Source organism: Rhizobacter sp. P3_B12, from assembly GCF_056402895.1.
On the sequence record NZ_JBFUGN010000128.1, the window covers coordinates 1 to 10,118 of the forward strand.

At 67.9% G+C, this 10,118-nt stretch carries 13 protein-coding genes; 11 read left to right on the forward strand and 2 right to left on the reverse strand.

Features of this window, described 5'->3' with window-relative positions; all coding sequences use genetic code 11:
- From AC1D01_RS09755 to AC1D01_RS09775, 5 genes are all read left to right on the forward strand, one after another.
- A partial coding sequence (locus tag AC1D01_RS09755) for a cbb3-type cytochrome c oxidase subunit I (RefSeq protein WP_477865845.1) occupies positions 1 to 756 on the forward strand: 756 nt, incomplete at its 5' end.
- A 1-nt stretch (position 757) separates the two neighbouring features.
- The gene (locus AC1D01_RS09760; RefSeq protein WP_477865846.1) at positions 758 to 868 is read left to right on the forward strand and encodes a cytochrome oxidase small assembly protein; all 111 of its coding nucleotides are present in this window, start codon (positions 758 to 760) and stop codon (positions 866 to 868) included.
- Between the two features lie 4 nt (positions 869 to 872).
- Positions 873 to 1,481, forward strand: a complete 609-nt coding sequence (locus AC1D01_RS09765; protein WP_477865847.1) for a cytochrome c oxidase assembly protein — start codon at positions 873 to 875, stop codon at positions 1,479 to 1,481.
- Positions 1,478 to 1,714, forward strand: a complete 237-nt coding sequence (locus AC1D01_RS09770) for a DUF2970 domain-containing protein (RefSeq protein ID WP_477865848.1) — start codon at positions 1,478 to 1,480, stop codon at positions 1,712 to 1,714. The genes AC1D01_RS09765 and AC1D01_RS09770 overlap by 4 nt, the downstream gene beginning before the upstream one ends.
- 39 nt (positions 1,715 to 1,753) lie before the next feature.
- Positions 1,754 to 2,638 (forward strand): cytochrome c oxidase subunit 3, encoded by an 885-nt coding sequence (locus tag AC1D01_RS09775; RefSeq protein ID WP_477865849.1) that lies wholly within the window; start codon positions 1,754 to 1,756, stop codon positions 2,636 to 2,638.
- Positions 2,639 to 2,710: 72 nt separating this feature from the next.
- Here the strand turns inward: AC1D01_RS09775 and AC1D01_RS09780 are convergent, their stop codons facing one another.
- Positions 2,711 to 2,929, reverse strand: a complete 219-nt coding sequence (locus tag AC1D01_RS09780) for a twin transmembrane helix small protein (protein ID WP_477865850.1) — start codon at positions 2,927 to 2,929, stop codon at positions 2,711 to 2,713.
- On the opposite strand from AC1D01_RS09780, the gene AC1D01_RS09785 reads away from it, so the two are divergent.
- The 5 genes from AC1D01_RS09785 to AC1D01_RS09805 are packed head-to-tail and all read left to right on the forward strand — an operon-like array spanning position 2,928 to position 7,069.
- The gene (locus tag AC1D01_RS09785; protein WP_477865851.1) at positions 2,928 to 3,659 is read left to right on the forward strand and encodes an SURF1 family protein; all 732 of its coding nucleotides are present in this window, start codon (positions 2,928 to 2,930) and stop codon (positions 3,657 to 3,659) included. The genes AC1D01_RS09780 and AC1D01_RS09785 overlap by 2 nt on opposite strands.
- Positions 3,613 to 4,329 carry an SCO family protein gene (locus AC1D01_RS09790; RefSeq protein ID WP_477865852.1) on the forward strand — a complete coding sequence of 239 codons (717 nt, stop codon included), beginning with the start codon at positions 3,613 to 3,615 and terminating at the stop codon, positions 4,327 to 4,329. The genes AC1D01_RS09785 and AC1D01_RS09790 overlap by 47 nt, the downstream gene beginning before the upstream one ends.
- Position 4,330: 1 nt before the next feature.
- The gene (locus AC1D01_RS09795; protein WP_477865853.1) at positions 4,331 to 5,503 is read left to right on the forward strand and encodes a COX15/CtaA family protein; all 1,173 of its coding nucleotides are present in this window, start codon (positions 4,331 to 4,333) and stop codon (positions 5,501 to 5,503) included.
- Positions 5,504 to 5,522: 19 nt separating this feature from the next.
- A complete protein-coding gene (cyoE, locus tag AC1D01_RS09800) occupies positions 5,523 to 6,443 on the forward strand; it encodes a heme o synthase (RefSeq protein WP_477865854.1) in 921 nt (306 codons plus the stop codon).
- Entirely contained in the window at positions 6,443 to 7,069 is a 627-nt protein-coding gene (locus tag AC1D01_RS09805; protein WP_477865855.1) for an SCO family protein, read from the forward strand. Before cyoE ends, AC1D01_RS09805 begins: the two co-directional genes overlap by 1 nt.
- Positions 7,070 to 7,145: 76 nt before the next feature.
- On the opposite strand, the gene rpoH is transcribed toward AC1D01_RS09805, so the two are convergent.
- Entirely contained in the window at positions 7,146 to 8,081 is a 936-nt protein-coding gene (gene rpoH, locus AC1D01_RS09810) for an RNA polymerase sigma factor RpoH (RefSeq protein WP_465114173.1), read from the reverse strand.
- 336 nt (positions 8,082 to 8,417) lie between these two features.
- Here rpoH and ggt point away from each other — a divergent pair, with 336 nt between their 5' ends.
- Positions 8,418 to 10,037 (forward strand): gamma-glutamyltransferase, encoded by a 1,620-nt coding sequence (gene ggt, locus AC1D01_RS09815; protein ID WP_477865856.1) that lies wholly within the window; start codon positions 8,418 to 8,420, stop codon positions 10,035 to 10,037.
- Positions 10,038 to 10,118: the final 81 nt, after the last annotated feature.

Genomic DNA, 10,118 nt, shown 5'->3' on the forward strand with positions numbered 1-10,118 from the left:
GTGGTGTATGCCACCGCATCGATCGCGATCCTGTCGTTCATCGTCTGGGCGCACCACATGTTCACGACCGGCATGCCGGTCACCGGCCAGCTGTTCTTCATGTACGCGACGATGCTGATCGCGGTGCCCACCGGCGTGAAGATCTTCAACTGGATCGCCACGATGTGGCGCGGCTCGATGACCTTCGAGACGCCGATGCTGTTCGCGGTCGGCTTCATCTTCGTGTTCACGATGGGCGGCTTCACCGGGCTGATCCTCGCGATGGCGCCGGTCGACATCCAGCTGCAGGACACCTACTACGTGGTGGCGCACTTCCACTACGTGCTGGTGGCCGGCTCGCTGTATGCGATGTTCGCCGGCTTCTACTACTGGGCGCCGAAGTGGACCGGCGTGATGTACAGCGAGACGCGCGGCAAGATCCATTTCTGGGGCTCGCTGATCTCGTTCAACCTGACCTTCTTCCCGATGCATTTCCTGGGCCTGGCCGGCATGCCGCGCCGCTATGCCGACTACCCGATGCAGTTCGCCGACTTCAACATGGTCGCGTCGATCGGTGCGTTCTGGTTCGGGCTGATGCAGGTCTACTTCTTCTTCTTCGTCGTCGTGCCGTGCATGCGCGGCAAGGGCGAGAAGGCACCGCAGAAGCCGTGGGAAGCCGCCGAAGGCCTGGAATGGGAAGTGCCGTCGCCGGCGCCGTTCCACACCTTCGAGCACCCGCCGAAGCTGAACGCGGCCGCCACCAAGGTGATCGGCTGACATGACGCCCGAGCAGAAGAAGAACAACCGCCGGCTGGGATGGATCCTGGCCTCGGTGGCCATCGTCTTCTTCATCGGCTTCATGGCGAAGGCCGCGCTCTTCGGAATCTGATGCGATGAACGACAACGGCCTGAAGACCGACAACCTGCGCATGGCCGGCAAGCTGGTCGTGGTGGCTGTCGCGATGGCCGGTTTCGGCCTGGCGATGGTGCCGATGTACCGCTCGATCTGCGAGGCGCTCGGCGTCAACGTGCTGTCGCTGTCGGAGCGCGCGGTGCCGGGCAATTCGGATGCGCCGAGCAGGAACACGCAGGTCGACGCGAGCCGCACCATCACGGTGGAGTTCGATGCGAACGCGCGCGGGCCGTGGGAGTTCAAGTCGATGCAGCGTTCGATCGACGTGCACCCGGGCGAGCTCGCGACGGTGATGTACGAGTTCCGCAACGTGCAGGGCCGCACGATGACCGCGCAGGCGATCCCGAGCTATGCGCCGAAGCAGGCCTCGCCGCACTTCAACAAGCTCGAGTGCTTCTGCTTCAGCGAGCACACGCTGAAGCCGGGCGAGGCCAAGCAGTGGCCGGTGGTGTTCGTGATCGACCCGAAGCTGCCGAAGGACGTGAAGRCGATCACGCTGTCGTACACCTTCTTCGAGGTGGCGGGCGGCAAGGTGGCGGCCACGACCGACAAGGTCGCCGCGCCGGCTTCGAAGGAGCCGCGCTCATGAGTGACGGACTGAAAGACGCAGTCAAGCGCCGCGGCTCGTTCCTGAACACGATGAAGGCGGTCGCCTGGTCGTTCTTCGGCGTGCGCAAGTCGGGCGACTACGAGAAGGATGTGGAGCAGCTGAACCCGGTGCACCTGATCATCGCGGGCGTCCTCGGYGCCGCGTTGTTCGTGATCGTGCTCGTGGTGCTGGTGCAGTGGGTGTTGGCCAGCGGTGTCGCCGCCGCGAGCTGAAGAGCAAGAGACAGACAGATCGGATTAGCAGGAGAACACATGTCGTCAGCGACGCACTCGGGCCAGGCCCCTCACTACTTCGTTCCGGCGCCTTCGCGGCATCCGGTGATGGCGGCCTTCGGCCTGCTGATGATGATCTTCGGCGGCGGCCAGTGGGTCAATGGCCACGGCTGGGCGGCCTGGTTGGTGCTGTTCGGACTGCTGTGGTGGGCCTTCGTGCTGAAGCAGTGGTTCGGCGACGCGATCGGCGAGAGCGAGGGCGGTCTCTACAGCGACCGCATCGACGTCTCGTACCGCTGGAGCATGAGCTGGTTCATCTTCTCCGAGGTGATGTTCTTCGGCGCGTTCTTCGGTGCGCTGTTCTGGGCGCGGCTGCATGCAGTGCCCAACCTCGCCAGCTTCGACAACGCGATCCTGTGGCCCGATTTCAAGGCGATCTGGCCGAGTTCGGGCGTGGGCTTCACCGGCGCGCCGGCCGGCACGGTCGAGCCGTTCCGCACGATGGGCCCGTGGCCGATCCCGACCATCAACACCGCGCTGCTGCTGAGCTCGGGCGTCACGCTGACGATCGCGCACCATGCGCTGATCGCCGGCCAGCGCGCGAAGACGATCGCCTTCATGTGGGTCACGGTGTTGCTGGGCATCCTGTTCCTGACGTTGCAGGGCTACGAGTACCACCATGCGTACAGCGAGCTGAACCTGAAGCTGTCGTCGGGCATCTACGGCTCGACCTTCTTCATGCTGACCGGCTTCCACGGCTTCCACGTGTTCGTCGGCATGCTGATGCTGCTGTTCATCACGCTGCGCCTGCAGCGCGGGCACTTCACGCCGCAGCGCCACTTCGGCTTCGAAGGTGCCGCCTGGTACTGGCACTTCGTCGACGTCGTGTGGCTCGGCCTCTACATCGTCGTCTACTGGCTTTGAGCGACGTCCGATGAAACAAGAGCGCCTCGCGGGGCGCTCTTTTCATTCGTAGCCCGGATGCCAATCCGGGGTTCAGCTGGTGCGGATGCCGGTGGGTTGGATCCACCCCATCCAGTAGCTGAACAGGATGATCGCGAACAGCAGCACCGACAGGCCGACCCGCACCGCCAGCGCCCGCATCATGTTGCCGGTCTTCGGCTTGCCGTCGCGCCMGTCGCGCATCATGAAGACACCGGCGAACGCCAGCGCGCCGATGATGAGGACGAAGGCGACGCCGATCAGGTATTTCATGGGCACCGATTATTCCACCCGCACCCTCGCCGCGATCGTGCTGATCGCCACCCTGCTGGGCATGGGCAGCACTGCCCGGCTCGGCCTGTGGCAGCTGAGCCGGGCCGCGCAGAAGCAGGCGCTGCAGACGGCACTCGACGAGCGCGGCCGCCTGGCGCCGCTCGACGATGCGACGCTCGCGCGCACCGCGCCCGAGGCCGAGGCCCAGCACTACCGGCCGGTGCGCCTGCAGGGCGAATGGCGGCCCGCGGCCACCGTCTTCCTCGACAACCGGCAGATGAACGGCCGCCCGGGCTTCTTCGTCGTGACGCCGCTCGTGCTGCCGGGCGGCGATGCGGTGCTGGTGCAGCGCGGCTGGGCACCGCGCGACATGGCCGACCGCACCCGCGTGCCGAGCGTGCCGACGCCCGCCGGCCGCGTCGAGGTGAGCGGGCTGATCGCCCCGCCTCCCGCACGGCTGTTCGACTTCGCGGGCGGTGTCCCCGGTACCATCCGGCAGAATCTCGACCTCGCGGCGTTCGCGAAGGAGTTCGGCGTGACGCTGCGGCCGCTGTCGGTGCAGCAGCTCGACGAACCGGCCGACGGCCTGTCGCGCCACTGGCCCGCTCCCGCGGTCGACATCCACAAGCACTATGGGTACGCGTTCCAGTGGTTCGCGATGTGCGCACTGATGGCAGGTCTGTATGTCTGGTTCCAACTCCTCCGTCCCCGGCTCCGGCGCCGTGCCTGACAGCCCGCTCAGCTTCAGCGTGCATTCGCTGCCGTCGCCCGCGCTGGCCGACGCGCAGCGCCGCACCGCGGCCGGCCGCCTGCGCATGCTGCTGGTGCTGGCGGTGTGCGCCGCGCCGGTGATCGCGTCGTACGTCACCTACTTCGTGATCCGGCCCGAGGGCCGCACCAACTACAGCGAGCTGATCACACCGGGGCGGCCGATGCCCGACGACCTCGGGCTGCGCACGCTGGGCGGCCAACCGGTCGCGGCCGCGGCCCTGCGCGACCAGTGGCTGATCGTCGTGGTCGGCGATGCGGCCTGCGACAAGACCTGCGAGGACCACCTCTACCTGCAGCGGCAGATCCGCGAGTCGCTCGGGCGCGAGAAGGAACGCGTCGACAAGGTCTGGCTCGTCACCGGCGCGGGCGCGCCGCGGCCGGAGGTGATGCAGGCGATCTCGGTCGGCACGCCGGCCGCGGTGCTGCGGGTCTCGCGCGAGCGGCTCGCGGCCTGGCTCGCGCCGGCCGAGGGGCAGGCGCTGTCGCAGCACATCTACCTCGTCGATCCGATGGGGCTGTGGATGATGCGGGTGCCGCCGAAGCCCGATGCGGCCAGGCTGAAGCGCGACATCGAGAAGCTGTTGCGCGCATCGGCCTCGTGGGACCAGCCCGGACGCCCGGCGCGTTGAGATGAGCGCGGTGGCGTCCTACGACCTGAGCCCGCTGGCCACGATGGCCCTGGTGGCGGTGCTGCTCGCGACCGGCCCGCTGGTGTGGATCGCGCTGCGGCACCGCCGCGCGCACCCGGCGACGCGGCTGCGCGCGCTGACGGTGATGACGCTGTTCCTCACCTTCGACCTGGTGCTGTTCGGTGCCTACACGCGGCTCAGCGATTCCGGGCTCGGCTGCCCCGACTGGCCCGGCTGCTACGGCAACGCGAGCCCGCTGGGCGCGCAGGGCCACATCGAGGCAGCGCAGACCGCGCTGCCCGGCGGGCCGGTGACGCACGGCAAGGCCTGGGTCGAGATGGTGCACCGCTACCTTGCGAGCGGGCTCGGCGTGCTGGCCGTCGCGATCGCGGCGGCCGCCTGGTGGCAGCGCCTGCGCGGGCCGCGGGACGTGCACGGGCTGTCGCCGTGGTGGGCGACGATCACGCTGGCCTGCTTCTGCGTGCAAGGCGCGTTCGGCGCGCTGACCGTCACGATGAAGCTGTTCCCGGCCATCGTCACGCTGCACCTGCTCGGCGGCCTCGTGCTGCTGATGCTGCTCGCGGTGCAGGCGCAGGCCCAGGCCGATGACCACCGGCCGCCGCTCGCGATGCCGGCGTCGCTGCGCCGCGCGGTGTGGGCGGTGCTCGCGATCGCGCTCGCCCAGGTGACGCTGGGCGGCTGGGTCAGCACGAACTACGCGGTGCTCGCCTGCACCGATTTCCCGACCTGCCAGGGCGCGTGGTGGCCGGCGATGGATTTCGAGCACGGCTTCGCGGTCTGGCGCGAGCTGGGTGCCGGCAAGGACGGCGGCTTCCTGCCGTTCGCCGCGCTGACGGCGATCCACGTGGTGCACCGCATCGGCGCGTTCGTCACGCTGTCGGCGCTGCTGCTGCTCGCCTGGCGCCTGCACGCGAGCGGCGAGCCGGCGCTGCGCCGCTGGGCGCTGCGCTTCGCGGCGGTCGCGGCCTGGCAGCTGGCCAGCGGGCTCGGCAACGTGGTGCTCGGCTGGCCGCTGGTGGCGGCATTGGCCCACACCGGCGGCGCCGCGGCGCTGCTCACGCTGCTGGCGGCGCTGCTCGCGCGTGCGCATGTGGACGTTTTGTCCGTCGGGCGGCGTTCTCCCGCGGCTGCGGCCTGGCGGCACGCCTCGTAAAATCAGCGGTTCGCTGCCCATGTCCAACACCTTGACTCCCCCTGCCGCCACGGACACCCGCGTCGCGCATCCGCCGCGCTGGCGGCAGTTCTACGCGCTGACCAAGCCGCGCGTGGTGCAGCTGATCGTGTTCTGCGCCGTCATCGGCATGCTGCTCGCGGTGCCGGGACTGCCGGACTGGAAGCCCGCATTGGCAGGCACGGCAGGCATCTGGCTGGTGGCCGCCGCCGCGGCGGCGTTCAACTGCCTGGTCGAGCAGCACATCGATGCGAAGATGGCCCGCACCGCGTGGCGGCCGACCGCCAAGGGCGAGCTGACCAACACGCAGACGCTGCTGTTCTCGGGCGTGCTGTGCGCCATCGGCAGTGCCGTCCTCTACCTGTTCGTGAACCCGCTGACGATGTGGCTGACCTTCGCCACCTTCATCGGCTATGCGGTGATCTACACCGTGGTGCTGAAGCCGCTGACGCCGCAGAACATCGTGATCGGCGGCGCGTCGGGCGCGATGCCGCCGGTGCTGGGCTGGGCCGCGATGCGCGGCGACGTAGGCCCCGAGGCGCTGATGCTGTGCCTGATCATCTTCCTGTGGACGCCGCCGCACTTCTGGGCGCTGGCGCTGTACCGCGTCGAGGACTACCGCAAGGCCGGCCTGCCGATGCTGCCGGTCACGCACGGCAACGAGTTCACGCGGCTGCAGGTGCTGCTGTACACCTTCGTGCTGTTCGCCGCGACGCTGCTGCCGTTCGTGTTCGGCATGAGCGGCTGGATCTACCTGGCCGCGGCCGTGGTGCTGGGCGCGATGTTCACCGGCTACGCGTGGAAGCTGTGGCGCTCGTACTCCGATGCGCTCGCGCGCCGCACCTTCCTGTTCTCGATCTGGCACCTGTCGCTGCTGTTCGCCGCGCTGCTGGTGGACCACTACCTGAGCCCCCTGCTGTGATGATGCACCGCCGATCCCTTGCCACCGCGTTCCTGTTCGCGCCCCTGCTCACCGCGGCCGCCCTGCTGGCCGGCTGCGACAAGCTGCCGCAGCTGGCGTCGTCGACGCCGGCCTTCAAGGCGGTCGACATCACCGGTGCCGACTACGGCAGCGGCCTGTCGCTGCCCGACCAGAACGGCAAGACGCGCACGCTGGCCGATTTCAAGGGCAAGCTGACGGTCGTGTTCTTCGGCTACACGCAGTGCCCCGATGTCTGCCCGACCACGATGGCCGAGCTGGCGCAGGTCAAGAAGGCGCTCGGTGCCGACGGCGACAAGGTGCAGGGTGTGTTCATCACGATCGACCCGGAGCGCGACACGCCGGAGATCCTGAAGGCGTACATGGGCAGCTTCGACCCGAGCTTTGTCGCGCTGCGCGGCACGGCCGAGCAGACGGCGGCGGTCGCCAAGTCGTTCAAGGTGTTCTACGCCAAGGTGCCCGGCAAGACCGAGGGCAGCTACACGATGGACCACACCGCCGGCTCGTACGTGTTCGACACCAGCGGCAAGCTGCGGCTGTTCACGCGCTACGGCAGCGGCAGCGAGGCGCTGAAGTCGGATCTGCAAGCCTTGCTGGCCAGCACCTGAACAGCGGGCGCATGCAGCAAGGAAAAAGGGCCCCGAGGGGCCCTTTCTGCTGTCCGCCGCGCGGTGTGGGCGGGGGTCAGGCCGCTTCGGTCAGCGCCTTGCGCATCTTCTTCATCGCGGCGACCTCGATCTGGCGGATGCGCTCGGCGCTGACGCCGTACTCGCCGGCCAGGTCGTGCAGCGTCATGCCGCCCGAGCTGTCGTCGTTCACCTTCAGCCAGCGCTCCTCGACGATGCGGCGGCTGCGTGCGTCGAGCGCGTCGAGCGCCTGCGCGATGCCGTCGCCGGCCAGCCAGTCGCGGCGCTGTGCCTCGATCACGCGGGTCGGCTCGCTGCTGTCGTCGGCCAGGTAGGCGATCGGCGCGTAGCTTTCCTCGCTGTCGTCGCCTTGCGGTTCGAGGGCGATGTCGCCGCCGGACAGGCGGGTCTCCATCTCGAGCACTTCCTCGCGCTTGACGTTCAGCTGCTGCGCGACGCGGTCGATCTCGGCCTGCGTCAGCGTGGCACGGTGCGTCGAGCCGTCGGCGGCGTCTTCCTTCATGCTCTGCTTCATCGAGCGCAGGTTGAAGAACAGCTTGCGCTGGGCCTTGGTCGTCGCGACCTTCACCATGCGCCAGTTCTTCAGGATGTACTCGTGGATCTCCGCCTTGATCCAGTGCATCGCGTAGCTGACCAGGCGCACGCCCTGATCCGGGTCGAATCGCTTGACGGCCTTCATCAGGCCGACGTTGCCTTCCTGGATCAGGTCGCCGTGCGGCAGGCCGTAGCCGAGGTACTGGCGGGAGATCGACGCCACCAGGCGCAAGTGCGACAGCACCAGCTTTCCGGCGGCTTCGACATCGCCGTGCTCGCGCAGCCGGCGCGCGAACGACACTTCTTCTTCGTGCGTCAGCAGCGGGATGCGATTGATCGCCGACATGTACGCATCGAGGTTGCCCAGCGAGGGCACCATCGCGAACGGGTCGCGCAGCGTCAGGGCGGTATCGGGGGACAGGGTCTTGGTGAGGCTCATGGAAGCATCAGACATGCTGAAATTCCTTTCGTTCCCTTGATATTAGCACTCGACTTCCGAGAGTGCTGATGGTGCCGGGCCGTCCATCCGTCAGAGGGCTAATGTGAGCGAATACTTGCAACAAAACGTCGGCAAATCTTGTGCCTATCCCCATTGGCGGCAAGGCTTTGCGACTATCCTGCCGAATTCCAACCACTGGTGCCATTCGGTACCTCCGAGGAGAACGTCACGATGAAGACCCGTCGTCTGCTGAAGAGTTTCGTGGTATCCGCCGCAACAGTGTGTTGCTGGACGGTGCATGCCGCGTCGATCGCACCGGCCGCCGCCGAGAACGGCATGGTCGTCACCGCGCAGCATTACGCGACGCAGGTGGGTGTGGACGTGCTGAAGAAGGGCGGCAACGCGGTCGATGCGGCGGTCGCGGTCGGCTATGCGCTGGCGGTGGTCTACCCGGCGGCCGGCAACCTGGGCGGCGGCGGCTTCATGACGATCCAGCTGGCCGACGGCCGCAAGACCTTCCTCGACTTCCGCGAGAAGGCGCCGCTCGCCGCGACGCCGAACATGTACCTCGACGCGAGCGGCAACGTGATCAAGGGCCTGAGCACCACCGGCCACCTGGCGGTCGGCGTGCCCGRCACGGTGTCGGGGCTGGAGCTGGCACGCGCGAAGTACGGCACGATGAAGCGGGCGCAGCTGATCGCACCGGCGATCGGTTTCGCCGACAAGGGCTTCGTGCTGGACCAAGGCGATGTCGACATGCTGCTCACGTCGACCGAGGATTTCCGCAAGGACCCGGCCTCGGGCGCGATCTTCCTGAACAAGGGCCAGCCGTTCCAGCCGGGCCAGCGCCTGGTGCAGAAGGACCTCGCGAAGACGCTGCGCCTGATCTCGCAGAAGGGCGAGGACGGCTTCTACAAGGGCTCGGTGGGGGCGGCCATCGTCGCCTCCAGCCTGGCCGGCAAGGGCATCCTCACGCAGGCCGACCTCGACCAGTACAAGACCCGCGAACTCGCACCGGTCGAGTGCGACTACCGCGGCTACCGCATCGTCTCGGCGCCGCCGCCGAGCTCGGGCGGGGTCGTGATCTGCGAGATCCTGAACGTGCTCGAAGGCTATCCGCTGAAGGACCTGGGCTACCGCTCGGCGCAGTCGGTGCACTACCAGATCGAGGCGATGCGCCATGCCTATGTCGACCGCAACAGCTACCTGGGCGACCCGGACTTCGTCAAGAACCCGCTCGACCGGCTGCTCGACAAGGGCTATGCCGAGAAGATCCGCGGCGTGATCGATCCGGCCAAGGCCGGCGTGTCGAAGGACATCAAGCCCGGCGTCGAGCCGCACGAGGGCAGCAACACCACGCACTACTCGATCGTCGACAAGGAGGGCAATGCGGTGGCCGTGACCTACACGCTGAACGACTGGTTCGGCGCCAAGGTCACTGCGGCGAAGACCGGCGTGATCCTGAACGACGAGATGGACGACTTCACCGCGAAGATCGGCGTGCCGAACATGTACGGCCTGGTGCAGGGCGAGGCGAACGCGATCGCCCCGGGCAAGCGCCCGCTGAGTTCGATGAGCCCGACCATCATGTCGCGCGACGGCAAGCCGGTGATGGTGACCGGCACGCCCGGCGGCAGCCGCATCATCACGGTGGTGGTGCACACGATCCTGAACGTCGTCGACTACGGGATGAACGTGCAGGAGGCGGTCGATGCGCCGCGCTTCCACCAGCAGTGGCTGCCGGAGGCGACCAACGTCGAGGTCAACGCGCTGAGCCCCGACACGCGCAAGATCCTGACCGACATGGGGCACAAGCTCGGCAACCCGCAGCCGGCCAACCATGTGGCGGCGATCCTGGTGGGTGCCCCGTCGCTGGGTGGCAAGCCGATCGGCAAGAACCGGTTCTATGGCGCCAATGATCCGCGCCGCAATACTGGCCTCGCGCAAGGGTACTGACAACCCCTCGCTCGACGAGTACGTCGAGCGATCCCCCGAGGGGATGCGGGCCGGCTTGGGGCGGCCCGGCGCTCGGCCCTA

Coding starts and splice junctions, on each gene's coding strand:
- AC1D01_RS09785 (WP_477865851.1), top strand. CDS start 2,928: ATGGGCACCGATTATTCCACCCGCACCCTCGCCGCGATCGTGCTGATC.
- AC1D01_RS09805 (WP_477865855.1), top strand. CDS start 6,443: ATGATGCACCGCCGATCCCTTGCCACCGCGTTCCTGTTCGCGCCCCTG.
- AC1D01_RS09795 (WP_477865853.1), top strand. CDS start 4,331: ATGAGCGCGGTGGCGTCCTACGACCTGAGCCCGCTGGCCACGATGGCC.
- AC1D01_RS09790 (WP_477865852.1), top strand. CDS start 3,613: ATGTCTGGTTCCAACTCCTCCGTCCCCGGCTCCGGCGCCGTGCCTGAC.
- AC1D01_RS09775 (WP_477865849.1), top strand. CDS start 1,754: ATGTCGTCAGCGACGCACTCGGGCCAGGCCCCTCACTACTTCGTTCCG.
- cyoE (WP_477865854.1), top strand. CDS start 5,523: ATGTCCAACACCTTGACTCCCCCTGCCGCCACGGACACCCGCGTCGCG.
- AC1D01_RS09760 (WP_477865846.1), top strand. CDS start 758: ATGACGCCCGAGCAGAAGAAGAACAACCGCCGGCTGGGATGGATCCTG.
- rpoH (WP_465114173.1), bottom strand. CDS start 8,081: ATGAGCCTCACCAAGACCCTGTCCCCCGATACCGCCCTGACGCTGCGC.